General features: G+C 63.7%; 17 protein-coding genes, 1 tRNA gene and 1 pseudogene. 14 read left to right on the forward strand and 5 right to left on the reverse strand.

Annotation, left to right across the window (positions count from 1 at the left end; all coding sequences use genetic code 11):
• Positions 1-8: 8 nt before the first annotated feature.
• The 5 genes from hrpA to FAZ95_RS08420 all read left to right on the forward strand — a co-directional run bounded on the left by hrpA (position 9) and on the right by FAZ95_RS08420 (position 8,284).
• The gene (gene hrpA / locus FAZ95_RS08400; RefSeq protein WP_137332026.1) at positions 9-4,151 is read left to right on the forward strand and encodes an ATP-dependent RNA helicase HrpA; all 4,143 of its coding nucleotides are present in this window, start codon (positions 9-11) and stop codon (positions 4,149-4,151) included.
• 148 nt (positions 4,152-4,299) lie between these two features.
• Positions 4,300-5,322, forward strand: coding sequence for a YVTN family beta-propeller repeat protein (locus tag FAZ95_RS08405; protein WP_137332027.1), 1,023 nt, complete (start codon positions 4,300-4,302; stop codon positions 5,320-5,322).
• A gap of 59 nt (positions 5,323-5,381) precedes the next feature.
• Positions 5,382-6,365: a sterol desaturase family protein gene (locus tag FAZ95_RS08410; RefSeq protein WP_137332028.1), complete on the forward strand. Its 984-nt coding sequence runs from the start codon at positions 5,382-5,384 to the stop codon at positions 6,363-6,365.
• A 233-nt stretch (positions 6,366-6,598) separates the two neighbouring features.
• Entirely contained in the window at positions 6,599-7,423 is an 825-nt protein-coding gene (locus tag FAZ95_RS08415; protein WP_137332029.1) for an EI24 domain-containing protein, read from the forward strand.
• 33 nt (positions 7,424-7,456) lie between these two features.
• Positions 7,457-8,284, forward strand: coding sequence for a competence/damage-inducible protein A (locus tag FAZ95_RS08420; protein ID WP_137332030.1), 828 nt, complete (start codon positions 7,457-7,459; stop codon positions 8,282-8,284).
• Positions 8,285-8,457: 173 nt separating this feature from the next.
• On the opposite strand, the gene FAZ95_RS08425 is transcribed toward FAZ95_RS08420, so the two are convergent.
• Positions 8,458-8,922 carry a rhodanese-like domain-containing protein gene (locus tag FAZ95_RS08425; RefSeq protein WP_137332031.1) on the reverse strand — a complete coding sequence of 155 codons (465 nt, stop codon included), beginning with the start codon at positions 8,920-8,922 and terminating at the stop codon, positions 8,458-8,460.
• A 412-nt stretch (positions 8,923-9,334) separates the two neighbouring features.
• Here FAZ95_RS08425 and glnA point away from each other — a divergent pair, with 412 nt between their 5' ends.
• From glnA to FAZ95_RS08450, 5 genes are all read left to right on the forward strand, one after another.
• Positions 9,335-10,750, forward strand: coding sequence for a type I glutamate--ammonia ligase (gene glnA, locus FAZ95_RS08430; protein ID WP_137332032.1), 1,416 nt, complete (start codon positions 9,335-9,337; stop codon positions 10,748-10,750).
• Positions 10,751-10,959: 209 nt separating this feature from the next.
• A complete protein-coding gene (gene glnL / locus FAZ95_RS08435; protein ID WP_137332033.1) occupies positions 10,960-12,102 on the forward strand; it encodes a nitrogen regulation protein NR(II) in 1,143 nt (380 codons plus the stop codon).
• Positions 12,103-12,141: 39 nt separating this feature from the next.
• Positions 12,142-13,662, forward strand: coding sequence for a nitrogen regulation protein NR(I) (gene ntrC, locus FAZ95_RS08440; protein WP_137332034.1), 1,521 nt, complete (start codon positions 12,142-12,144; stop codon positions 13,660-13,662).
• Between the two features lie 169 nt (positions 13,663-13,831).
• On the forward strand, positions 13,832-14,242 hold the full coding sequence (locus FAZ95_RS08445; RefSeq protein WP_137332035.1) for a hypothetical protein: 411 nt from the start codon (positions 13,832-13,834) through the stop codon (positions 14,240-14,242).
• On the forward strand, positions 14,239-14,448 hold the full coding sequence (locus tag FAZ95_RS08450) for a hypothetical protein (RefSeq protein WP_137332036.1): 210 nt from the start codon (positions 14,239-14,241) through the stop codon (positions 14,446-14,448). The genes FAZ95_RS08445 and FAZ95_RS08450 overlap by 4 nt, the downstream gene beginning before the upstream one ends.
• Before the next feature lie 72 nt (positions 14,449-14,520).
• Here FAZ95_RS08450 and xth read toward each other — a convergent pair whose 3' ends face one another.
• On the reverse strand, positions 14,521-15,297 hold the full coding sequence (xth, locus tag FAZ95_RS08455) for an exodeoxyribonuclease III (protein ID WP_137332037.1): 777 nt from the start codon (positions 15,295-15,297) through the stop codon (positions 14,521-14,523).
• 365 nt (positions 15,298-15,662) lie between these two features.
• Here xth and FAZ95_RS08460 point away from each other — a divergent pair.
• Both FAZ95_RS08460 and FAZ95_RS08465 read left to right on the forward strand, forming a co-directional pair.
• Positions 15,663-17,314, forward strand: a pseudogene (locus FAZ95_RS08460) (OFA family MFS transporter).
• Positions 17,315-17,466: 152 nt separating this feature from the next.
• A tRNA-Met gene (locus FAZ95_RS08465) sits at positions 17,467-17,543 on the forward strand.
• Positions 17,544-17,667: 124 nt separating this feature from the next.
• Here FAZ95_RS08465 and FAZ95_RS08470 read toward each other — a convergent pair.
• Positions 17,668-18,363, reverse strand: coding sequence for an aspartate/glutamate racemase family protein (locus FAZ95_RS08470; RefSeq protein ID WP_137332038.1), 696 nt, complete (start codon positions 18,361-18,363; stop codon positions 17,668-17,670).
• Positions 18,364-18,665: 302 nt separating this feature from the next.
• Between FAZ95_RS08470 and dinB the strand changes: the two genes are divergently transcribed.
• Together dinB and FAZ95_RS08480 are read left to right on the forward strand one after the other, a co-directional pair.
• Positions 18,666-19,772: a DNA polymerase IV gene (gene dinB / locus FAZ95_RS08475; protein WP_437437736.1), complete on the forward strand. Its 1,107-nt coding sequence runs from the start codon at positions 18,666-18,668 to the stop codon at positions 19,770-19,772.
• Positions 19,763-21,049: an amidohydrolase family protein gene (locus FAZ95_RS08480; RefSeq protein WP_137332039.1), complete on the forward strand. Its 1,287-nt coding sequence runs from the start codon at positions 19,763-19,765 to the stop codon at positions 21,047-21,049. The genes dinB and FAZ95_RS08480 overlap by 10 nt, the downstream gene beginning before the upstream one ends.
• A gap of 152 nt (positions 21,050-21,201) precedes the next feature.
• On the opposite strand, the gene FAZ95_RS08485 is transcribed toward FAZ95_RS08480, so the two are convergent.
• Positions 21,202-23,307, reverse strand: coding sequence for a M3 family metallopeptidase (locus FAZ95_RS08485; protein WP_137332040.1), 2,106 nt, complete (start codon positions 23,305-23,307; stop codon positions 21,202-21,204).
• A gap of 158 nt (positions 23,308-23,465) precedes the next feature.
• A complete protein-coding gene (gene folD / locus FAZ95_RS08490; protein ID WP_137332041.1) occupies positions 23,466-24,320 on the reverse strand; it encodes a bifunctional methylenetetrahydrofolate dehydrogenase/methenyltetrahydrofolate cyclohydrolase FolD in 855 nt (284 codons plus the stop codon).
• Positions 24,321-24,603: the final 283 nt, after the last annotated feature.

Here is a 24,603-nt window from a genome sequence, read left to right on the forward strand (position 1 = left end):
GCGCCCCCATGTCGAATGTACCCAAAAAGCCTGCCGCGCCGAACACGAATCCGACGCGTGACGCGGCGCACGGCAAGCACCAGAAAAACGGTGGTGCGAGCGGCCCGCAGAGCGCGCGCGAAAAACCGAATCCGCAGCGTGCGAAGCAGCCGGGCGATGCAAGAGCGGCGGCCCGTCCGGCGCGCCGCGTCGAGCCCAATCCCGTTCCACCGATCGAATTTCCCGAAGCGCTGCCGGTGTCCGCCCGGCGCGAGGAAATTGCGCGCGCGATCTCCGAGCATCAGGTCGTGATCGTCTCCGGCGAGACGGGCTCGGGCAAGACCACCCAGCTGCCGAAAATCTGCCTCGCGCTCGGGCGCGGGCTCGGCGCGGGCGGCACGGGCTTGATCGGCCACACGCAGCCGCGCCGGATCGCGGCATCGGCCACCGGCCGCCGCATCGCCGAGGAACTCGGTACGCCGTTCGGCGAAGTGGTCGGCTACAAGGTGCGCTTCACCGACAACCTCGCCCCGGGTGCCTCCGTCAAGCTGATGACCGACGGCATCCTGCTCGCCGAAACGCAGACCGATCCGCTGTTGCGCGCGTATGACACGCTCATCATCGACGAAGCGCACGAGCGCAGCCTGAACATCGATTTTCTGCTCGGGTATCTGAAGGAGATCTTGCCGAGGCGGCCCGATCTGAAGCTGATCGTGACGTCGGCGACCATCGACGCCGATCGCTTCGCGCGCCATTTCGGCACCGAAGCGAAACCCGCACCCGTGATCGAGGTCAGCGGACGGCTCTATCCGGTCGAGGTGCGCTACCGCGCGATTCAAGAAGACAGCCCGGCGGTGAAGGCGGCCGAAGGCACGTCCGGCCGCGACCGCCAGAAAAGCGCGCGCGAAGCGGACCGCGACCTGATGGATGCCATCGTCGACGCGGTCGACGAGCTGTGCCGCGAAGGCTCGGGCGACGTGCTCGTGTTCCTGCCGGGCGAGCGCGAGATCCGCGACGCCGCCGAAGCCCTGCGCAAGCACCATCCGCCGCACACCGAGATCCTGCCGCTGTTCGCGCGCTTGTCCGCGGCGGAGCAGGAGCGCGTGTTCAAGGCGTCGAACGCGCGGCGCATCGTGCTCGCGACCAACGTCGCCGAAACGTCGCTCACTGTGCCGGGCATCCGCTATGTCGTCGATACGGGGCTCGCACGCGTGAAGCGCTACTCGTATCGGAACAAAGTCGAGCAGCTGCAGGTCGAGCCGATCTCGCAGGCGGCGGCGAACCAGCGGGCAGGGCGCTGCGGCCGGGTGGCCGATGGCGTCTGCATTCGTCTGTATGAAGAGACCGATTTCCAGACGCGCACGCGCTTCACCGATCCGGAGATTCTGCGTTCGTCGCTCGCATCGGTGATTCTTCGCATGAAATCGCTGCATTTGACAGCGATCGAAACGTTTCCATTCATCGAGCCGCCGCCGGGCCGCGCGATCGCCGACGGCTACCAGCTGCTGAACGAACTCGGCGCCGTCGACGACGATAACGAACTGACGCCGCTCGGCCGCGAGCTCGCACGCCTGCCGCTCGATCCGCGCGTGGGCCGGATGATTCTCGCGGCGCGCGATCAGGGCTCGCTCGCCGAGGTGCTGATCATCGCGAGCGCGTTGTCGGTGCAAGATCCACGCGACCGTCCGATCGAAGCGCAGGAACAGGCCGACCAGGCGCACAAGCGCTTCGCCGACGACCGCTCCGAATTTCTGCAGTGGCTCAAGATCTGGAAGTGGTTCGAGGAAGCGGTCGCGCACAAGAAGTCGAATCGGCAACTGACCGACGCGTGCCGCGCGAACTTCCTGTCGCATCTGCGCTTGCGCGAATGGCGCGACGTGCATTCGCAATTGCTGACGGTCGTGCGCGAACACGGCTGGCGTCTCTCGGAGGCGGAAGCCACCTTCGAGCAGATCCATTTGGCGCTCTTGACCGGCCTGCTCGGCAACCTCGGCCTCAAAGCCGACGACGAGCCGCACTATCTCGGCGCGCGCGGTATCAAGTTCTTCCTGTGGCCAGGATCGTCGCTCGTGAAGAAGGCGGGGCGCTGGGTGATGGCGTCCGAGCTGGTCGAAACGAGCCGCCTGTACGCGCGCTGTCTCGCCAAGATCGAGCCCGAGTGGATCGAGAAGGTCGGCGCGCATCTGCTCAAGAAATCGCTTTCCGAGCCGCATTGGGAAAAGCGCGCGGCTCAGGTGACCGCCTACGAGCGCGCGGTGCTGTACGGGCTGCCGGTCTATCACCGGCGGCGCGTCGCGTTCGGCAAGGAGGACCCGCGGCGCGCGCGCGAGCTGTTCATTCGCGGCGCGCTTGTCGAAGGCGAGTTCGACACGAAGCTCGCGTTCTTCGCGCACAACCGCAAGCTGCTCGCCGACATCGAGCAGCTCGAGCACAAGTCGCGCCGCCAGGACGTGCTCGTCGACGACGAATTGATCTTCGCGTTCTACGACCAGGCGTTGCCGCAGGGCATCTATACCGGCGCGGCGTTCGAGCGCTGGTATCGCGACGAAGTGAAAAAGAGCGGCCAGCCCGAGGACAAGCCGCGCCTCCTGTATTTGTCGCGCGACGATCTGATGCGCCACGAAGCGGCCGGCGTCACGACCGACTTGTTCCCGAAGCGCATGACGATGGCCGGCGTCGAAATGGGGCTGACGTACCACTTCGAGCCGGGCTCGCCGCGCGACGGCGTGACGCTCGCAGTGCCGCTCTTCGCGCTGAACCAGGTCGACGCGCGCCGCGCCGAATGGCTCGTGCCGGGCATGGTCAAGGAAAAGACGCAGTTGCTGCTGAAGTCGCTGCCGCAGAAGCTGCGCCGCCATTGCGTGCCGCTGCCCGAGTACGCGGCCGGTTTTGTCGACCGCGCGGGCGGCGAGCGCTTTGGCGTGGGCGGCCTGGTCGAAGCGCTGATCGTCGACGTCCGCGAGACCACGCAAGTCGCGATGAAGCAGTCCGACTTCAAGCTCGAGACCCTGCCCGCGCACTTGTTCATGAACTTCAAGGTCATCGACGAGCATGGCCGGCAGCTCGCGATGGGGCGCAATCTCGCGCAACTGCGCGCGGAATTGGGCGGCGAAGCGCAGCGGCATTTCCAGAAGCTTGCAGCGGGGGTGACGCTGGGCGGTGGCGCCGCGCCGAGCGCCGGCCGTGGAGAAGGGTCGCGCGGCGTGGACCGGGGCGGCCAACACGAGACCGCCGGAAAGCCTGCGGCGCAAACGCCTGCGTCGGCAGGCGGCTCGCGTGCCGCGCACGGAGCCACGCAAGAGGCAGCACCCGCTACTGCGCTCTACGACAACCTGACCACCTGGAATTTCGGCAAGCTCCCCGAGCTGCTCGAAATCCGCCGCGGTGGACAGACGCTCTTCGGCTACCCCGCGCTCGTCGACCGCACGACGCACTGCGACGTCGAAGTGTTCGATTCGCCGGAGGAGGCGGCGCGGATTCACCGCGCGGGCCTGCGGCGTTTGTTCGCGCTGCAGTTGCGCGAGCCGATCAAGTACCTGGAGAAGAACCTGCCGGGCCTGCGCGAGATGGCGATGCAGTTCATGCCGCTCGGCACGCAGGAGGAATTGCGCGATCAGCTGATCGACACCGCGCTCGACCGCGCCTGCCTGCAAGACCCGCTTCCCGACGACGACGCGAGCTTCCACGCGCGCCGCGACGAAGGCAAGAGCCGCCTGAACCTGCTCGCGCAGGAGATCGCGCGGCTCGTCGGGCAGATCCTCGCGGACTATGCGGCGGCGGCGAAAAAGCTCGTGCAGGCGAAGCCGTTCGCGGCCGCCTACACGGACCTTCAGAGCCAGTTGAACGCCCTGATCGGCAAGCGCTTCGTGCTCGATACGCCCTATGCGCAGCTCGCGCATTTCCCGCGCTATTTGAAGGGCATCGCGCTGCGCGTCGACAAGCTCAAGGCCGATCCCGCGCGCGACACGCGTCAAGCGGCCGAGCTGCTGCCGCTCGTGCAGCACTACCAGCGCGCTTTGTCGCAGCGCGGCGGGGTGCCCGACCCGCGCCTCGCGGAATTCCGCTGGCTCCTCGAAGAACTGCGAATTTCGCTCTTCGCACAGGAGCTGCGCACGCCCATGCCGGTATCGATCAAACGCCTCCACAAGGTGTGGGAGTCGATGCAGCGGTAAGGCTTCCTAACGCGCAAACAGCCGCCGTCCATTTCCGCCAAAACCGTGTCAAACCGGCGTTTGCAGACCGAATTTGTGCTGACGTAAGTCAACCGGAAGCGCTGGTAAACGTTCTAGAATGGCGGCTGCAATTTTCTCGTAGGTTGATATGCGCAAATTTTTCCTCGCCGGCTTGAACGGCACCGCCGGCGCTTTCGCGGCGGGTGTGGCACTGGCGGCAGCGGCGGGCGTGTATTCCACCGCCGTGCACGCGAACAACGTCATCGTGCTCAATTCCGGCGAAGCCACGCTGTCGCTGATCGATCAGACGACCCACAAAGTGGTCGCCACCGTGCCGACCGGCAAGGAACCGCATCACCTGATGGCGACACCCGACAATGCGTCGCTGATCGTCGCCAACTCCGTTTCGAACAACCTGATGTTCGTCGACCCGAAAACGGGCAAGACGCAACGCTGGCTCGAAAACATCGAAGATCCCTACCAGCTCGGTTTCTCGCCGGACCATAAATGGTTCGTGACCACGGGCCTGCGTCTCGATCGTCTCGACATCTACCGCTACGACGGCCACGATCCGGTGCTCGTCAAGCGCCTGCCGCTCGAAGTGATGCCGAGCCACATGGCGTTTTCGAGCGACAGCAAGACGGTGTTCGTCACGCTGCAGGTGTCGGGCGAACTCGCTGCCGTCGATCTGCCGACGCAAACGGTCAAATGGAAGACGAAGGTGGGCAAGGTGCCGGCCGGCTTGTGGATGACGCCGGGCGACAAATACCTGCTCGTCGGCATGACGGGCGCCGACTACGTGGCGGTGGTCGACTGGCGCAATCAAAAGGTCGTGAAGACGATTCAGACCGGCAACGGCGCGCACAACTTCCGCTCGCTCGACGACGGCCGGCACGTCGCGGTCAGCAATCGTGTCGCGAGCACGATCAGCATCATCGACGAAGAGACGCTCACTAACGTGGGCGACATCACCGGCCTCTTGCCCGGCCCCGACGACATGGAGCTGACCGCCGACAAGAAGTATCTGTGGGTGACGTTCCGCTTCGCGAAGAAGGTCGGCATCATCGATCTCGCGTCGCGCAAGCTGATCGAGACCATTCCGGTCGGGCGCTCGCCGCACGGGATCTACTTCTTCGACCGCGCGCCGGTAACGGCCGCGAATGGCGCCTAAGCGTGCCGCTGGGCGCGTGACCCCGCATTAGCAACCGGACCCAAGCTCAGGCACCGCACATGTTCCATCTGATCGTCTCGTCTCTCGACAGCTTCGTCTCGGCGGTGCAGACGCTGCTCTACGTCGACGTCGTCCAGCCGCTGCTCTTCAAGTTCAACTGGATGGACTATGACGAGGACACCTACGACCAGCTCTACTGGGTGATCGTCGGCGTGCTCACGATCGTGGCGACGTACGCGGTGCTGCGGCCGCTCGAAGCGCTCATGCCGGTGGAGAAGTGGAAGGATCGCAAAGCCGTGCGCGTCGACGTGCTGTACACGTTCATCATGAAGCTCGGGTTTTTCAACCTGTTCTTCTTCTTCGCGTTCCGGCCGATTTTCGACAACTTCCAAGCGTGGCTGCGCTTCAAGAACATCTCGAACATCGACCTCGACAACCTGTGGCCCGGCGTCACCTCGCAGCCATGGGTCACGTTCGTGATCTATCTGGTCGTGCTCGATTTCGCGGGCTATTGGTACCACCGCTGGGAGCATCGTTTCGGCGTCTGGTGGGAGCTGCACGCGGTGCATCACAGCCAGCGGCAGATGTCGCTCTGGTGCGACGATCGCAACCATATGCTCGACAACGTGATTCAGGCGGCATTCTTCGCTGCGATCGCGCTCGCGATCGGCGTGCCGCCGGCGCAGTTCGTCGTGCTCACGGCGCTCACCAACTTCGCGCAGAGCATTCAGCACGCCAACGCGAAGCTCAACTACGGGTGGCTGCTCGAGCGGCTGATTGTGAGCCCGACGTTCCATCGCCGGCATCACGCGGTCGGCTACGGGCACGAAGGCACGAAGTACGGGTGCAACTTCGGCGTGCTGTTCCCGTGGTGGGACATGCTGTTCAAGACCGCGTCGTGGAATCGCGCGGTCGAGCCGACCGGGATTCGCCAGCAGTACGAGGGCGAGTCGTACGGCGAAGGATTCTGGTCGCAGCACTGGCTCGCGTTCGTGCGCATCGCGCGGCGTTTGTCGCCGAAGAAGGGCGCGTCCGCGGCTTAAAGATACAAGGCTCCGCTTCGGCTGGCTCGAACTCGGGCGACGCGCGTAGGCGCCGCGGCCTCCTGGTCTTCGCGCTTATCTTCACGCTCATTTTCACGAGCTCTCGGCGAACTTTCGTTCGCCTTTCCCATCATTCACCTGGATGAGCCACTCTTAGCGGTTACGCTTAGAGTGGTTTATTCTGTCCGCGCAACTCGGGTCGTTCTCTTTTCTCCACTTTCAAACTGGCTCGCATGAATGATTTGCTGCGCTCGTTCGGCCGGGCGCTCGCGAGTGTGCTGCACCCGCGCATGCTCTTCCTGACCTTCGTGCCGTTTGCCGTGGCCGCGGTCGTCTGGGGCGTCGTTCTGTGGTTTTCGTGGCAGACGCTCGTCGATTCGACCCACGCTTGGCTCGACGGCTGGACGCTGACGAACACGCTCTACAAAGTTTTCGATTGGGTCGGCTTCTCCGCGCTTCACACCGTGATCGCGCCGTTCCTCGTGATCGCGGCGGCGATTCCGCTGATCGTCGTGAGCGTGCTGCTGCTGATCGCGATGCTGTCGATGCCCGCCGTGATCCGCTACTTGTCGTTGCGGCAGTTCGCGGGTCTCGAGCAGCGCCGCGGCGGAGGCTGGTTCGGCAGCCTCGTGCACGCGCTCGTGACGACGCTGGTGTGTCTCGTGCTGCTCGTGATCACGCTGCCGCTGTGGCTGATTCCGCCGTTCTTCGCGTTGATCCCGCCGCTCCTGTGGGGCTGGCTCACTTACCGCGTGATGACCTACGACGCGCTCGCGCTGCACGCGAGCCGCGAAGAGCGGCGCGAGCTCGTGCGGCGCCACCGTCTGCCGCTCTTGATGATCGGCATCGCGAGCGGCCTGCTCAGCTCGCTGCCGACACTCTTGTGGGCGTCGTCGGTATGGCTCATCGTGCTGTTTCCGGTCGTCACCGCGGCGACGATCTGGATCTACTCGTTCATTCTGGTGTTTTCGGCGTTATGGTTCGGCTATTACTGCTTGCGCGCGCTGCAGCGGTTGCGGGCCGAGCAGGCCGACGTTCACGGCGAGCGCCTGGCTTGAGGGCTGGCGCGCGTCATTACTCGCGAGGCGGTTATGGCATTTGGCGTCATCATCATCGGCGATGAAATCCTGTCGGGCAGACGCACCGACAAGCATCTGCAGAAAGTCATCGAGCTTCTGACGGCGCGCGGTCTGTCGCTTGCGTGGGCCGAATACATCGGCGACGAACCCGAGCGCATCACGGCGACGCTGCGCCGTTCGTTCGCGTCGGGCGATATCGTGTTCTCGACGGGCGGCATCGGCGCTACGCCCGACGACCACACGCGCCAATGCGCGGCCGCCGCGCTCGACGTGCCGCTCGAGCTGCATCCCGAGGCCGCCGAGCTGATCCGCGAACGGATTCGCGACATGCACCCGGCGGGCTCGCCGCACCCGGTCGACCTGAATTTGCCGGAGAACCAGCATCGCCTGAACATGGGTGTCTTTCCGCGCGGCGCGTCGATCATCCCGAACGGCTACAACAAGATTCCCGGCTTTTCAGTCGGCGACCATCACTTCATGCCGGGTTTCCCGGTGATGGCGTGGCCGATGATCGAATGGGTGCTGGATACCAAGTACGCGGACCTGCATCACCAGACGCCGCACGCGGAGCGTTCGCTATTCGTGTTCGAGCTGCCGGAATCGACGCTCACGCCGCTCATGGAAAAGATCGAAGCCGACTTTCCGGGCGTGCGCGTGTTCAGCTTGCCGAGCGTCGGCGATGCGGAGAGGGGCGGGGTGTTTGCGCGCCGCCATATCGATCTCGGCGTAAAGGGCGAGCCCGAGGCGGTGGCGGCGGCGTTTGTGAAGCTGCGCGAGGGCGTGCACCTGCTCGGCGGGGACATCGTCGAGGCGGACACGCTGCAAGGCAAGCCGGCCTGAGCGGGCACGGCATCATCTTCCTGTCATATCCCGCGCCGACGATGCTTTGTCGGCGTCGCCGGCGAGCCGCGTGGTTCGCCCGGCTTGCCAAGCAGAGCGGTGGGTACAGCACGCTTGCGCGCTAGTTGCTCAGGCGCTGCCCCGATGCCGCTCAGTTGCCGCCCGGTCGCCACTCACGCGCCGATCCACGGCAGCCCGCGATAGCACCATCCTTCGACCGTTTTTCGATGCCCTTGGCCGTCCTTGCCGCCTTCGAAGCCTTCGAGCAGGTCGTACGCTTCCGTGAAGCCCGCTTGTGCGGCAGCCACCGCGGCGAGCTTGGAGCGTGCGGCGCTGCGGCAGAGGAACAGCACGGGCGTGCCGGGCGAGGCGACCTGGCGCAGCTGATCGATGAATTCGGGATTCGGCACGCCGCCGGGATAGCGGGTCCATTCGATATGAGCATACTGGCCATCGCCGACGACCGGGCGGCCGACCCAATCGAGTTCGGCGCGCGTGCGCACGTCGACGAGGCGCACGCGCGAATCGAGTTGCAGCAGCTCGAATGCCTCGGCCGGCGAGATGGCGCCTGCGTACGTCAATTGATGCTCGGCGCGGCGCTTATGGGCTTGCGCATAGAGTTGTTCGAGCGTACTCATGGCTGCGTGTCTCCTTCAGACTAAAAGATCATTCTAGCGCGTCGCGCGTGACAGAGCGCCGCGACAGGGTGGCGGCACTCGGATGGCCGCAATGCTTCGCAATGGTGCAAAATATCTTGGATGCACCAAAATGGAATTCCGATCGAATGATCATTTTGGGATTGCACTGTTTTCGTGCGGTCCGGCAGGGCTGCCCGGCATTGGGCGAGCCGAACGATCCAACAATGGGCGTCACTGTTTCTTAGAGACGCATGGTGCACAAGGACTTACGCTAGATCGGCACTGTCTTGGCACGGAAGCTGCTTTAACAGCCGGCGATCGTTTTGATCACCTGCTATAGCGTCGATGCAGTCGATCAGCTAGATTGGGCGACGGCGGAAACCGCCGACTTCATTAATCAGGAGAAAAGGATATGAGTAAATCCGTGGCCGACGTCATGCAACTCGTCAAGGACGAGGACGTCAAGTTTGTCGACTTCCGCTTCACCGATACGCGCGGCAAAGAGCAACACGTTTCGGTGCCGCTGTCGGCGTTCGACGAAGACAAGTTCGAGAGCGGCCATGCGTTTGACGGTTCGTCGATTGCCGGCTGGAAGGGCATCGAAGCGTCGGACATGTTGCTCGTTCCGGACCCGAACACGGCGTTCATCGACCCGTTCTATGAAGAGTCGACGCTCGTTCTGACCTGCGACGTGATCGAGCCGGCGGACGGCAAGGGTTACGAGCGCGACCCGCGCTCGCTCGCGAAGCGCGCCGAAGCGTACCTGAAGAGCACGGGCCTCGGCGACACCGCCTTCTTCGGTCCGGAACCCGAATTCTTCATTTTCGACTCGGTCCAGTGGAACACGGACCAGTCGGGCTGCTTCGTCAAGATCGGTTCGGAAGAAGCGCCGTGGTCGTCGGGCAAGGAATTCGAAGGCGGCAACACGGGTCACCGTCCGGGCACGAAGGGCGGCTACTTCCCGGTCGCGCCGGTCGATTCGTTCCAGGACATCCGCTCGGAAATGTGTCTGCTGCTCGAGCAGATCGGCATTCCGGTCGAAGTGCACCACCACGAAGTGGCGGGCCAGGGCCAGAACGAAATCGGCACGAAGTTCTCGACGCTCGTGCAGCGCGCCGACTGGACGCAGCAACTGAAGTACATCGTCCATAACGTCGCGCACACCTACGGCAAGACGGCGACGTTCATGCCGAAGCCTGTCGTCGGCGACAACGGTTCGGGCATGCACGTTCACCAGTCGATCTGGAAGGACGGCCAGAATCTGTTCGCGGGCAACGGCTATGCCGGCCTGTCGGAATTCGCGCTGTTCTACATCGGCGGCATCATCAAGCACGCTCGCGCGCTGAACGCGATCACGAACCCGGGCACGAACTCGTACAAGCGTCTTGTGCCGCACTTCGAAGCACCGGTGAAGCTTGCTTACTCGGCACGCAACCGTTCGGCGTCGATCCGTATTCCGCACGTCTCGAACCCGAAGGGTCGCCGTATCGAAACGCGTTTCCCGGATCCGCTGGCCAACCCGTACCTGTGTTTCTCGGCGCTGATGATGGCGGGTCTCGACGGCGTGCAGAACAAGATCCACCCGGGCGAAGCCGCCGACAAGAACCTGTACGACCTGCCGCCGGAAGAGGATGCAAAGATCCCGACCGTCTGCGCGGGCCTCGACCAAGCTCTGGACGCGCTCGACAAGGATCGCGAGTTCCTGACGCGCGGTGGCGTGTTCACGGACACGATGATCGACGCGTATCTGGAACTGAAGGAAAGCGAACTGCAACGCGTGCGCATGACCACGCACCCGGTCGAGTTCGAACTGTACTACTCGCTGTAATCAGCACCATGTGCGCTTCGCCCACCATCCGGCGAAGCGCATCCGATGCTTGCGATCGGTAGCGAAGGGACGGCAGCGCCGTCCCTTTTTTTTGTCGGCCGGAGTTAGTGCTTCAGCACTTACTCCGGCCCCATGGTGTGGTTGCCTGGAGTTGGCGCTTTAGCGCTTACTCCAGGCCCACAGCGAGTTGACCTCGTCGCAATCGAAAGATGGTCCTCAAGAACTTGATCAAAGCGAAGAAAGGGCAGGCCGAATCGCTGTCCGACGACGTGCCGCTCGTCAATTCCGGGCTGCTGCCGGGCCTCGAGGCGTTGCCGACCGTCGTGCTCGTGCTCGACAAGCGCACGCTGCGCGTGGCGTTCGCGAACCCGTCGGCCGAGTCGATGCTCGATTTGTCGCGCAAGCAGTTGGCGCAAATGCAGTGGTCCGATATCTTCACGAACGCGGAAGAGCTCGTCACGACGATCGGTGCCATTGCCGAACACCGTTTCCATGCCACGCATCTCGATGCCGTGCTCGAGCGCCCCGGCCGCGAGCCGCTGCACGTGCATGTGATCGTCGGCTTTCTCGAAGTCGCGCAGGACTATGTGCTGCTCGAACTCTTCGAGAACGAACGACATTTGAAGAGTGACCGTGAAGAGCGCATTCACGATCTGACCGCGGTCAACAAGCAGCTGATCCGCAATCTCGCGCACGAAATCAAGAACCCGCTGGGCGGCATCCGCGGCGCGGCGCAATTGCTCGAGTTCGAGCTCGGCGCGCGCGAGCGCAATGATTTGCGCGAGTACACGCAGGTCATCGTCAAGGAGTCGGACCGGCTGCAGACGCTCGTCGATCGCTTGCTCGAACCGCATCGCCATCCGCATGTCGTCGGCGACGTGAACATCCACGAAGTGTGCGAGCGCGTGCGCGCGGTGATCCTCGCGGAGTTTCCGCGCGGCCTCACGATCGAGCGCGACTACGACGTGAGCCTGCCCGACTTTCGCGGCGACAAGGAGCAGCTGATCCAAGCGCTCCTCAATATCGTGCGCAATGCGGCGCAAGCGCTGCGCGAGCGGATTTCACAGGGCGATGCGCGCATCGAGCTGCGCACGCGGATCGCGCGCAAGATCACGATCGCCAAGCGCCTTTGCAAGCTGGCACTGGACTTGCATGTCATTGACAACGGGCCCGGCATTCCCGAAGACATTCGCGACCGAATTTTTTATCCGCTCGTGTCGGGGCGCGAGGACGGCAGCGGTCTCGGGCTCACGCTCGCTCAGACCTTCGTGCAGCAGCACGATGGACTGATCGAAGTGGAAAGCCGCCCGGGACACACCGAGTTTCAGATTTTGCTTCCGCTCGATACCTGATCATCAGCAACCAGCATATAAAGCCTTCTGACCGACCATATGAAGCCGATCTGGATAGTAGACGACGACCAATCGATCCGCTGGGTGCTCGAAAAGGCGCTCGCCCGCGAGAGTTTCGCGACGCGAAGCTTCGCCAATGTGCGCGAGGCGCTCGGCGCGCTCGACCATGAAAGCCCGCAAGTGCTCGTATCCGATATCCGGATGCCGGGCGGCTCGGGCCTCGAATTGCTGCAGGCCGTGCGCGAGCGGCTGCCGGGGCTGCCCGTCATCATCATGACGGCGTTCTCCGATCTCGATAGTGCCGTCGCCGCATTTCAGGGCGGCGCGTTCGAGTATCTCGCGAAACCATTCGATATCGACAAGGCCGTCGAGCTGATCCGGCGCGCGGTCGACGAGAGCCTGCGCGGCGCGCATGCCGTCGACGAGCGCGTCGCCGAAGCACCCGAAATGCTTGGGCAGGCGCCCGCGATGCAGGACATGTTCCGCGCGATCGGGCGTCTGTCGCATTCCGCGGCGACCGTGTTGATCACCGGCGAATCGGGCACCGGCAAAGAGCTCGTCGCGCGTGCGCTGCATCGCCATAGCCCGCGCGCGAACGGGCCGTTCATCGCGCTCAATACCGCGGCGATTCCGAAGGATCTGCTGGAGTCCGAACTGTTCGGTCATGAGCGCGGTGCGTTCACGGGCGCGCAGGCGATGCGGCAGGGCCGCTTCGAGCAGGCGGAAAACGGCACGCTGTTCCTCGACGAAATCGGCGACATGCCGTTCGATCTGCAGACGCGCTTGCTGCGGGTGCTGTCGGACGGGCAGTTCTATCGCGTCGGCGGGCACAATCCGCTGCGCGCGAACGTGCGCGTGATCGCCGCGACCCACCAGAATCTCGAATCGCGCGTGAGGCAAGGACTGTTCCGCGAGGACTTGTATCACCGGCTCAACGTAATTCGCCTGCGCCTGCCGCCGCTGCGTGAGCGCAGCGAGGATATCCCGCTGCTCACTCGGCACTTCCTGCAAAAGAGCGCGCGCGATCTCGGCGTCGAGCCGAAGCGCGTATCCGACGAGGCGCTCGCGTATCTGGCGTCGCTGCCATTTCAGGGCAACGTGCGCCAGCTCGAAAACCTCGCGAACTGGCTGACCGTGATGGCGCCGGCGCAGACGGTGGAGATCAAGGACTTGCCGCCCGATCTCGTGCCGGCACGCACGGGCACGGAGGACATCGTCACGAACGCCGCCGCGGCGGCGCTTGCGGTGGCGAGCGGCGTGCCGGGCAACGCCGGCACGAATGGGGCTACGGGCGCGGCGGCGATGCCTTCGACGCTCGGCGGCGTGCCGAGCGTCGCAGCCGTGAGCGCTTGGGAAAGCGGGCTGCGTACCGAAGTCGCGCGGCTCCTGCGCGAGAACTTCGCCGACGTGATGGATGAATTGGCGCGGCGCTTCGAAGCCGCGGTGATTCGCGAAGCGCTCGACTTCACGCGCGGCCGCAAGGTCGAAGCGGCGGAGCGGCTCGGCATCGGCCGCAATACGATCACGCGCAAGATTCAGGAGCTGCATCTCGAGCCGTGAGGGAGAGCGGGCGGGTCGGGGTGAGCGGTGGCGAGAAGGGGATAGGGATAACCTATATAGGTAAATAGGTAGCGTCACTCCAAACAATGGGAGTAAATGCCCCTTTTCACCAAAAAAGGGATCGCGAGTGGCCGCTTGCAAAGGTTTTTACCAAGCGTTCAAGGAGAACATGGATGCCCTTGGCTTGCCGGTACCAACAAGCTTGTTTTCAACGCAGCAACAGGCGCTGATGACAATTGGGGAGATTGTTGCCGCGATCAAAGCCTTCGGTTCGCGCGTTACCATCGCAGAACTTATTGGCGCGGGCGCTGTGAGTGAATGGCTTGCCGCTGCGGGGGCATTTTATGCCTCGTGGTACGTAGGTGGCGCCATTGGAAGCTTGATCGTCGCATCTCGCCATTCCTTGGTTTGTCCGAGTGGAGCGAGCGTATCGAAGGTCGCGTTCGACGTGATGGCGAAGAAAGGCATTTGGCTGGATGCCGATCTTAGATCGCACATCTCCTCCCATGCAGAAGTGGCTAACGGTAGCCGCGCACGCCGTAACTACGGTATTTTGGCTACCAAGGTGGCTGCGGCATGAAGAAGTGGGTTGCAGATCGCGCCGCGCTTTTGCTGCTGAGCGTTGTCGTCGCGGCGAGTGCTTGGTTTGGATATCGCTATGCAGGAGACTGGTTTATTCCTGTTTCGGTGACGGTCGTACTGATTGCGCTGGGTGCGGAAGTCGGCCGATTGAGGCGGATACTTCGAGAACACGGCATCGACGCTTCTCGACGTAAGCGAAATTAAAAGTTCGCGGCATAGGCGTTTGCCGTTGACCACATTGCGCCGCCGTTACCGAGGCGGCGCCGCCCGATTTCCCTACCCGATCTGCGCGATCACCGGCGTGTGATCCGAAGGCTGGTCCCACTTGCGCGGCGTCTTGTCGACCTCGCACGCCGTGCAGGTCGCCGCGAGAGCGGGTGAAAGCAGGATGTGATCGATCCGCAGGCCCGCATTGCGGCGAAACGCCATCATCCGATAGTCCCACCATGTGAAGATCTTCTCGGGCTGCTCGAACTTACGGAAGGCGTCGACGAAGCCCAATTCGATCAGCCGCACGAATGCCGAACGTTCTTCAGGCGACACGAGGTTCTGTCCTTCCCACGCCTTCGGGTCGTGCACGTCGCGGTCTTCCGGCGCGATGTTGTAGTCGCCCAACAGCGCGAGCTTCGGGTACTGCTGCATCTCGCCGGCGAGCCAGTCGTGCATCGCGTCGAGCCAGCGCAGCTTGTAGGCGAATTTGTCGGTGCTGGGCGCCTGTCCGTTCGGGAAGTACGCCGAAACGATCCGCACGCCGTCGATCGTCACGGCGATCACGCGTTGCTGCGGGTCTTCGAAGCCGGGGATGTTGCGCACCACGTTCGCCTCGTCGACGCCGAGCCCTTCGCGCACGAGAATGCCGACGCCGTTATAGGTCTTTTGCCCCGCAAACCAGCTTCGATACCCCTTCGCCTCGAGTTCGGCGCGCGGAAATTTCTCGTCCGGCAATTTCAATTCCTGCAGGCACAGCACGTCGGTTTGGCTCAGTTCGAGCCAATCGATTACGTGCTGCTGACGCACCTTCAGGGAATTCACGTTCCACGTCGCTATTTTCATTGCTTGACTCGAGCTGTTGATCCGGGGATTGCATGGCGGGCGACTCGTGTCGCGCCGGGCACTAAACGCCGCCAATAGTACCTCCGCGCGCGTACCTCTTGGCCTCGGTCTGTCGAATTACGCCAGCGGTCACGTTTTTTGCTCACGTCATATGCGGTGACGATACCTATTGCAATCAGCATAAGCAGCCACTAGCGTTCGCAGAATGACTTGTCGATCTGCTCGATATATGAATTTTAAATTCATATATTGCCCTCGAATCACACATTCCATTGGCGGATCTGGCAGGCATCGGGGCAACAACAAAACGGCCGCGCAAGCGGCCCAACGACAACGTTCGCATCGCGATCCATTGGAGGAGCAGCATGGGCGACGCTCAACTAGGCAGAGGCGCGCAACCCGCGGGAATACCGGACGGTTTGCTTTCACGGGAGCGCACAGTCGCAGGCGCGCACTACAACCGTTGGCTCGCACCGCCGGCGGCATTGGCCATTCACTTGTGTATCGGCATGTCATACGGCTTCTCGGTGTTCTGGCTGCCGATGACGAAGCTCGTCTCGAACGCCGATGCTTCGGCCTGCACGGCGCAGAGTTTCGGCGCCGAGTTGTTTGCGTCGAGCTGCAATTGGTCGGTGCTCGCGGTCACGCACATCTTTGAAATTTTTATCGCGATGCTTGGTATTTCCGCGGCAGTGTGGGGGCGCTGGCTCGAGCACGCGGGACCGCGCAAAGCAGGTTTCGTCGCCGCTTGCTGCTGGGGCGGCGGTTTGATCCTGATGGGCTTCGCCGTATCGATTCATCAGCTCTGGCTCGTGTTCGTGGGGGCGTTGATCGGCGGCATCGGGCAGGGGATCGGCTACATCACGCCGGTCTCGACGCTGATCAAATGGTTTCCCGACCGCCGCGGCATGGCGACCGGCTTCGCGATCATGGGATACGGCGGCGGGGCGATGATCGGCGCGCCGCTCGCGGTGTCGCTGATGGGGCACTTCGCGAGTAACGGGATCCCCGGCGTGAGCGAGACGCTCGTGGCGATGGGCGTGATCTACTTCATCGCGATGTCGGCGGGCGCATTCGGTTTTCGCGTCGCGCCGAGCGGCTGGCATCCGCGCGGCTGGACGCCGCCCGCCAACGATCGGTCGAAAGGGATGATCACGCGGCAGAACGTCCATCTGAACAAAGCGTGGAAGACGCCGCAGTTCTGGCTGATCTGGGGCGTGCTTTGCACGAACGTGACGGCAGGCATCGGGGTGATCGCGATGGCGAGTCCGATGCTGCAGGAAGTGTTCGGGCCGAAGCTGCTCGGGCTCGAACCGGGCACGGCAATGAGCGCCGTGCAAAAGGCGGCGCTGGTCGCGTCGCGGCGGGGCTTGTCGGACTCATTTCGCTCTTCAACTCGCTTGGGCGGATCTTCTGGGCGTCGCTCTCCGACAAGATCGGCCGCAAGACGGCGTACTTCACGTTCTTCGTGCTGGGCATCGCGCTCTATGGCTTGCTGCCGACATGGGGACATTGGTTGCTGCCGGCGCTGTTCGTCGCTTCGATCTGCATCATCGTCAGCATGTACGGCGGCGGCTTCGCGACTGTGCCGGCGTACCTTGCCGACATCTTCGGTCCGCAAATGGTCGGCGCAATTCATGGACGTTTGCTTACCGCCTGGTCGGTGGCGGGGATCATCGGGCCGTCGCTGATCGCGGGCATCCGGCAGTTCCAGATCGATCACGGCGTCGCGCACAACCTGATCTACGACGTGACGCTCTACATCATGGCGGGCTTCCTGGCCATTGGTTTCGTCTGCAATATGTTCGTGAAGCCAGTCGACAAGAAGTACTGGATGACGAATGAAGAACTCGCGCACGAGCGCGCGCTGGTGCATGAGGACCTCACGATCGGCAACGCGGAAACGGCGGCGCGAGGCAGGTTTGGGTTCGGTAGTCTGATCGCCTGGCTCACGGTCGGCATTCCGTTCCTCATGGGCCTTTTCATCGCTATTCAGAAGGCAGTGGCGTTGTTCTGAGTGCCGGACTGTCGGCGCTTGGCGAAGCGATGTGCGTGTGTCGACACGCGATCGCTTCGCTGCCCACAACGTGGTTCGCGTGGCGACGCGAAATTAATTGGCGCTTTTGTTTGACGCGACGATGACATGCCCGTACAATTCGCTTCCTCTGACGCGGGGTGGAGCAGTCTGGCAGCTCGTCGGGCTCATAACCCGAAGGTCGTAGGTTCAAATCCTACCCCCGCAACCAAGCCTTCATAACAAAGCCCGCTGGCATCTCGCCACGCGGGCTTTGTTGTTTCTGCGCGCAGTGTATTCGTGGCGGCTGGTTCGAACCGAGCCGCTTATCGTGGATTTCGCGCTTACTGTTTTGCTCAATCGCGAGCAGCCCAATCGACCGCCGCCTGCGCGTGCAGCGACGTCGTATCGAACACCGGCAGCGACGAATCCTCGGGCTTGATCAGCAGCGTGATTTCCGTGCAGCCGAGAATCACTGCTTGCGCGCCGCGAGAGGCGAGATCACCGATCACGCGCTGGTACGTCGCACGGGACTCGTCTTTCACGACGCCGTGACACAGCTCGTCGTAGATGATCCGGTGGACGTCGACGCGATCCGCTTCGTTGGGTACCAACGTGTCCAGCCGGTACTGCTCCCGAAGACGGCCCGTGTAAAACGTCTGCTCCATCGTATAGCGCGTGCCGAGCAAACCGACGCGCTCCACACCTGCCTCGCGCAATGCGGCACCCGTCGGATCGGCGATGTGCAGGAACGGAATCGTGATGGCGCTTTCGATCGCCGGATAGACACGGTGCATCGTGTTGGTCGCGAGAATCACGAGGTCGGCGCCGCCGCGCTCGAGCTGTTGCGCGGCTTCGGCCATGTGCGTGCCGAGCGCAGCCCAATCGCCCGCACGCTGAAGCGCTTCGACGGGCGCGAAGTCGACGGTCAGCATGAGGCTCTTGGCGTTGTGGTGTCCGCCGAAGCGCGCCTTCGCGTGACGGTTCAGCAGGCGGTAGTACTCGGCCGACGATTCCCAGCTCATGCCGCCGATCACGCCGATTGTCTTCATCTTCGTTCTCCCACTCATACCATTCGTAGCGTATTTCCGGTCGCGCCCGGCCGTCGACAAGCATAAGCGCAGCGGCGGCTTTTGCCGCGATACAGATCGCGGACGTTTTGCCGATACGGAGGCGCTCCGGCGCGCAGGCCGCCTCTCTTGAAAATACCACTGTATTTTTGTACAGTGGTACCACTTTGAACCCGCTCGATCCGCACTCCGTTTCGCCCGTGCTTGCGCCTTCCAACGCGAGCGGCGCGGCCGTGCGCAAGATCATCCACTGCGATTGCGACTGCTTCTATGCGTCGGTCGAGATGCGCGACGATCCGTCGTTGCGCGGCAGGCCGCTCGCGGTGGGCGGCCGCCCCGAGGCGCGCGGCGTCATTGCGACTTGCAATTACGAGGCGAGGCGCTTCGGCGTGCATTCGGCGATGTCGTCGGCGCTTGCGATGCGCAAATGTCCCGAGCTGCTGATACTGCGGCCCGTGATGGAGAAGTACCGAGTCGCCTCCCGGCAGATCATGGCGATCTATCGCGATTACACGCCGGACGTCGAACCGTTGTCGCTCGACGAAGCCTATCTCGACGTGACCCGTTCCGAGCGCTGCAAAGGCAGCGCCACGCTGATGGCCGAGGAGATTCGCCAGCGGGTTCGAGAGACGGTCGGCGTGACGGTGTCGGCGGGTGTCGCGCCAAACAAGTTCGTCGCGAAGATCGCCTCCGACTGGAACAAGCCCGACGGGCTCTTCGTCGTGCGTCCGCACGAAATCGATGCGTTCGTCGCGGCGTTGCCGGTGCGCAAGATTCACGGTGTCGGCAAGGTCACGGCGGCCAAGCTCGAAAAGCTCGGCATCACGACATGTCTCGAGTTGCGCGGCTGGGCGCTGATCGACCTGCATCGTCACTTCGGCGCGTTCGGGAAGCGTCTCTACGAGCTGTCGCGCGGCGTCGACCATCGTGCGGTGCAAGCGGACCAGGAGCGCAAATCGATCAGCGTCGAGACCACCTACGTGACGGATCTGAAGACGTTCGACGAATGCGCAGCGGAGATCCGGCGCCTGACCGAGCAGCTCGACGAACGGATCGTGCGCGCAGGCGCGGCGTCTGCCGTGCGCAAGCTGTATGTGAAGATTCGTTTCGCGGATTTCCAGCGCACGACGGTCGAGTGCGTCGGTGATGTCACGCATGTCCCTACGCTGCTCGGGCTGCTTGAAAAAGGCTTGGCGCGGCGTAAGCGGCCGGTTCGATTGCTGGGTGTCGGCGTGCGTCTCGAAGAAGACGACCCAGCGCTGGGCAGTTTGCGTTGTTCGAGGATGTGTCGGGCGTCGCTACGCGGGGCGCCCATACGCCGGATGGGGAACAGGATCGTTAGAATCGAACCCACACTAACGAGCGCCCCAGGGAGCCGCCGATGGACCTGATCATTCGCCGCGCAGCACTCACGACTCACGTCGCACTTCGAGACGAGCCGGTCGATATCGGCATCGACGGCCAACGCATCGTCGCCGTCGAGCCGCGGCTCGCGGCCACCGGGCGCGAAGAAATCGACGCGGCCGGCCTGCTGGTCGCGCCGCCGTTCGTCGACGCGCACTTCCACATGGACGCGACGCTTTCATATGGACTGCCGCGCGTCAACGCGTCGGGCACGCTTCTCGAAGGCATTGCGCTTTGGGGCGAGCTCAAGCCGCACCTCACACAAGAAGCGCTGATCGAACGCGCGCTGCAGTACTGCGACTGGGCCGTCGCGCGAGGGCTGCTGGCGATTCGCTCGCACGTCGACGTCTGCGATGCGCGTTTGCTCGCCGTCGAGGCGCTGCTCGAAGTGAAGCGGCGCGTGGCGCCGTATCTTGATCTGCAATTGGTCGCGTTTCCGCAGGACGGCCTCTTGCGCAGCCTGGGCGCATTCGACAACTTGAAGCGCGCAATCGAGATGGGCGTCGATGTCGTCGGCGGCATTCCGCACTTCGAGCGGACGATGGCGGATGGCGCCGAGTCGGTACGCCTGCTGTGCGAGTTCGCTGCTGAGAGAGGCTTGCGCGTCGACATGCACTGCGACGAATCCGACGACCCGATGTCGCGGCACATTGAAACGCTCGCCGCGCAAACACACCGGCTTGGGCTTCAAGGACGCGTCGCGGGCTCACATCTGACATCGATGCACTCGATGGACAACTACTACGTGAGCAAGCTGCTGCCGTTGATGCGCGAGGCCGGCGTTGCGGCGATTGCGAATCCGCTGATCAACATCACGCTGCAGGGCCGCTCGGATACCTATCCGAAACGGCGCGGCATGACGCGCGTACCCGAGATGCTCGCGGCAGGCATCGATGTCGCGTTCGGGCACGACTGTGTGATGGACCCGTGGTACAGCCTCGGCTCGGCGGACATGCTCGAAGTCGCGCATATGGGGCTGCACGTCGCGCAGATGACGGGTGTCGATGCGATGCGCGCCTCGTTCGATGCGGTGACGGTCAACGCGGCGAAGATCCTCGGTCTGGACGGCTACGGGATCGCGCCCGGCGGCTACGCCGACTGCGTACTGCTCGATGCGCGCGATCCGATCGAAGCGATCCGCCTGCGCGCCGCGCGGCTCGCGGTGGTGAGGCGGGGCGCGGTGGTGGCGCGAACGCCCGCGGCGCGCGCGACACTATCGCTTGAAGGCCGGCCTGCGGAAGTCGACTTCAAGCTTTATCGCTGAGCGAGCGGCCACGCGCTCAGCGTGCGCCCATGAAAAAACCGGCGAGTCGCAGGGCATGCGGCGTCGCCGGTTCACCGGCACTTCACTAGAGATGCGCTCGGCGCGCTACCCGTCAACGTGAACGGGCAGGGCGCCAAGGGGCGTGGCGCAACTTAGTGCGCAGCGCCAGCCGTCATGCCGCTGTGACGCAGCAACGCATCGATTTGCGGTTCGCGGCCGCGGAATGCCTTGAACGACTCCATCGCGGGCCGGCTGCCGCCCACTTCGAGAATCTCGCGACGGTAGCGCGTGCCGGTTGCCGCATCGAGCACGCTGCCGCTCGCGGCCTTGGCGGCTTCTTCGAACGCGGAATAGGCATCGGCGGACAGCACCTCGGCCCACTTGTAGCTGTAGTAGCCCGCCGCATAACCGCCCGCGAAGATATGGCTGAACGTGTTCGGCCAGCGCGAGAACGGCGCCTGCGGAATGACGTGGAAGCGCTCGTTGATCTCGCGCGCGAGATCGGTCGCGTTCTTCTGCGCGGCCGGATCGAAATCGACATGCAGGATCATGTCGAACATGGAGAACACGATCTGCCGCAGCGTGCCGAGCCCGCTCTGGAAGTTCTTCGCGGCGAGCATCTTGTCGAAGAGGTCGCGCGGCAGCGTAGCGCCGGTTTCGACATGCGACGACATGTCGGTCAGCACGTCCCACTCCCAGCAGAAGTTCTCCATGAACTGCGACGGCAGCTCGACCGCATCCCATTCGACGCCGTTGATGCCCGACACGCCTAGTTCGTCGACGCGCGTGAGCATGTGATGCAGGCCGTGGCCGAACTCATGGAACAGCGTGATGACTTCGTCGTGCGTGAAGCAGGCCGGCTTGCCGCCGACGGGCGCCGAGAAGTTGCACGTCAGATAGGCGACCGGCGTCTGCACGCCGCCTTCGGTGCGCTTGTGGCGCGAGCGAGCATCGTCCATCCATGCGCCGCCGCGCTTGCCTTCGCGTGCGTACAAGTCGAGATAGAACTGCGCGACGAGCGAGCCGTCCTTGTTTTCGACGCGGAAGAAGCGCACGTCGGGATGCCACGTGGCCGCCTGGTCGCGGCGGATGCTGACGCCGAAGAGCGTCTCGGTAACCTTGAACAGCCCCTTCAACACGGCATCTTCGGGGAAGTATTGCTTGACTTCGTTTTCCGAGAACGAATAACGCTTCTGACGCAGGCGCTCGCCTGCGAACGCGACGTCCCACGGCTGCATTTCAGCCATGCCGAGTTCCGTGGCAGCGAATTCGCGCAGCTCTTTCCAGTCTTGCTCGGCGAAAGGACGTGCGCGGTTGGCGAGGTCTTCGAGGAACGCGACGACTTGGGCAGGCGATTCGGCCATCTTCGGCGCAAGCGAGACTTCGGCGAAGTTCTGGTAGCCGAGCATTTGCGCTTCCTCGCGGCGCAGCTTCAACTGATCGGCGAGATTGGCGGTGTTGTCCCAATCCGCTTTGCCGTTGCCGTACAGCGCGCCCAGCTCGGATGCGCGCGTCACGTAGGCGCGATACATCGCCTCGCGCATCGCGCGGTTTTCCGCGTACTGCATCACCGGGAAGTAGGACGGGAAGTGCAGCGTGAATTTCCAGCCTTCCTTGCCGTCGCGCTGGGCGGCTTCGCGCGCCGCTTCGGCGACGTCGTCGGGCAGGCCCGCCAGGTCGCCCTCGGCGCTCACGAGGTAGGCGTAGGCGTTGGTCGCGTCGAGCACGTGGTCGGAGAACGCTTTCGACAACGCCGCTTGCTGCTCCTGCAACTCGGCGAAGCGCGGCTTCTGGTCTTCCGGCAGCTCGGCGCCCGACAGGCGGAAATCGCGCAACGCGTTTTCGAGGATCTTCTTGCGCTCGGCGGTGAGCGTGGCGAATTCGGTGCTTGCGGCGATCGCCTTGTATTTCTCGTAGAGCGCGAGATTCTGCCCGACGCTCGACCAGAATTCGGTCACGCGAGGCAGGTTCTCGCCGTAGGCGGCGCGCAGCTCGGGCGTATCGGCGACCGCGTTCAGGTGGCCGATCACGCCCCAGGCGCGTGAGAGCGGTTCGGTGGCGCGCTCGACCGGCTCGACGATGTCGCTCCAGGTTGCGGGCGTTTCCGGCGCGCTCGCGCGATCGACAGCGGTGCTCGCGGCGGCGAGCAGCACGTCGAGCGTGGGCGTCACGTGCGCGGGCTGGATCTCGCCGAAGCGGGGCAGATCGGTGAAATCGAGGAGCGGATTGTCTTTCTGCGGGAGAGTATTGGATGACATGGAGCTTCCTGTCTGGCTGAATGACGCGGGCGCCGCGCGCCCTACACCGTGATTATTGGGGCAGTGCGCCCCGATTCCAATCGATACTTTCTACCGGACCGATTATCGTGCCGTATGACGCGGCCCGGTAGCTGGCCAGATGGCCCAGGCCTTTCGGCCTAATTGCCCGCCGCGCGCTCCGCTGCTTCAATGGTGTTCACGAGCAGCATCGTGATCGTCATCGGACCGACCCCGCCCGGCACCGGCGTAATGAAGCCGGCCACTTCCTTGACGGCCGCGAAGTCGACGTCGCCACAGAGCTTGCCGGCTTCGTCGCGGTTCATGCCGACGTCGATGACGGCTGCGCCCGGCTTGACCCTGTCGGCGGTCACGATGTTGCGCAGACCGGTTGCAGCGACGATCACGTCGGCGTTCTTCGTGTGCGCGGCGATGTCCCGCGTCTTGCTGTGGCAGATCGTGACGGTGGCGCCGGCTTCGAGCAGGAGCAGCGCCATCGGCTTGCCGACGATGTTCGAGCGGCCGATTACCACGGCATTCGCGCCTTTGAGATCGATGCCGTATGCCTCGAACATTTTCATCACGCCATACGGCGTGCAGGGGCGAAAGAGCGGCTTGCCGGTCAGGAGCGCGCCGGCGTTCGCGACGTGAAAGCCGTCGACGTCCTTCTCGGGCGCGATCGCTTCGATGACCTTGTGGCTGTCGATGTGCTTCGGCAGCGGCAGTTGGACGAGGATGCCGTGAATCTTCGGATCGCGGTTCAGCTCGTCGATGCGCGCGAGCAGGTCGGCTTCGGAGAGCGTAGCCGGGTAGCGGTCGTAGGACGAAAAGATGCCGTTGTCCTCGCACGCTTTCACCTTGTTGCGCACATAGACTTCGCTTGCCGGATTGTCGCCGACCAGCACGACGGCGAGGCCCGGTTGATGGCCGCGCGCGGCGAGCGCGGCGGCGCGAGTCGCGACGTCGGCGCGGAGGGTCTTGGATAGGGCGATGCCGTCGATCAGTTGGGCTGTCATGATGGGTCGGTCGAGTGACGAGTATGGAAATCGAATCGGTCTTGCAAGTCGCGGTTCGGGCCGAGATGCGGCGCACAGGCAGCAGCTTTACGCGAGCAGGCTGAAAGCGGTTTGGCGCGACGCTAGGAACGGGACGCAGAAGCCAGGAAAGAGGACGACCGGGGCCGCGCCGCGAAGTAGCGAATTATACCTTTGAGCGAACGCTCGACGGCGGGGATGGACAAGCGCGTGGCGGCTGCGGACATGCGTGTCCGGCGCGAGTCTGCATGTGACGAAGAGGGAG

The organism is Trinickia violacea (assembly GCF_005280735.1).
Lineage (GTDB): Bacteria > Pseudomonadota > Gammaproteobacteria > Burkholderiales > Burkholderiaceae > Trinickia_A > Trinickia_A violacea.

Bases quoted from the DNA above. Each gene is read 5' to 3' on its own strand.
- glnL (WP_137332033.1), top strand. From the start codon at position 10,960: ATGGTCCTCAAGAACTTGATCAAAGCGAAGAAAGGGCAGGCCGAATCG.
- FAZ95_RS08470 (WP_137332038.1), bottom strand. From the start codon at position 18,363: ATGAAGACAATCGGCGTGATCGGCGGCATGAGCTGGGAATCGTCGGCC.
- xth (WP_137332037.1), bottom strand. From the start codon at position 15,297: ATGAAAATAGCGACGTGGAACGTGAATTCCCTGAAGGTGCGTCAGCAG.
- folD (WP_137332041.1), bottom strand. From the start codon at position 24,320: ATGACAGCCCAACTGATCGACGGCATCGCCCTATCCAAGACCCTCCGC.
- FAZ95_RS08450 (WP_137332036.1), top strand. From the start codon at position 14,239: ATGAAGAAGTGGGTTGCAGATCGCGCCGCGCTTTTGCTGCTGAGCGTT.
- FAZ95_RS08485 (WP_137332040.1), bottom strand. From the start codon at position 23,307: ATGTCATCCAATACTCTCCCGCAGAAAGACAATCCGCTCCTCGATTTC.
- FAZ95_RS08425 (WP_137332031.1), bottom strand. From the start codon at position 8,922: ATGAGTACGCTCGAACAACTCTATGCGCAAGCCCATAAGCGCCGCGCC.
- FAZ95_RS08410 (WP_137332028.1), top strand. From the start codon at position 5,382: ATGTTCCATCTGATCGTCTCGTCTCTCGACAGCTTCGTCTCGGCGGTG.
- FAZ95_RS08445 (WP_137332035.1), top strand. From the start codon at position 13,832: ATGGATGCCCTTGGCTTGCCGGTACCAACAAGCTTGTTTTCAACGCAG.
- FAZ95_RS08405 (WP_137332027.1), top strand. From the start codon at position 4,300: ATGCGCAAATTTTTCCTCGCCGGCTTGAACGGCACCGCCGGCGCTTTC.
- glnA (WP_137332032.1), top strand. From the start codon at position 9,335: ATGAGTAAATCCGTGGCCGACGTCATGCAACTCGTCAAGGACGAGGAC.
- ntrC (WP_137332034.1), top strand. From the start codon at position 12,142: ATGAAGCCGATCTGGATAGTAGACGACGACCAATCGATCCGCTGGGTG.
- FAZ95_RS08420 (WP_137332030.1), top strand. From the start codon at position 7,457: ATGGCATTTGGCGTCATCATCATCGGCGATGAAATCCTGTCGGGCAGA.
- hrpA (WP_137332026.1), top strand. From the start codon at position 9: ATGTCGAATGTACCCAAAAAGCCTGCCGCGCCGAACACGAATCCGACG.
- FAZ95_RS08415 (WP_137332029.1), top strand. From the start codon at position 6,599: ATGAATGATTTGCTGCGCTCGTTCGGCCGGGCGCTCGCGAGTGTGCTG.
- FAZ95_RS08480 (WP_137332039.1), top strand. From the start codon at position 19,763: ATGGACCTGATCATTCGCCGCGCAGCACTCACGACTCACGTCGCACTT.
- dinB (WP_437437736.1), top strand. From the start codon at position 18,666: ATGCGCGACGATCCGTCGTTGCGCGGCAGGCCGCTCGCGGTGGGCGGC.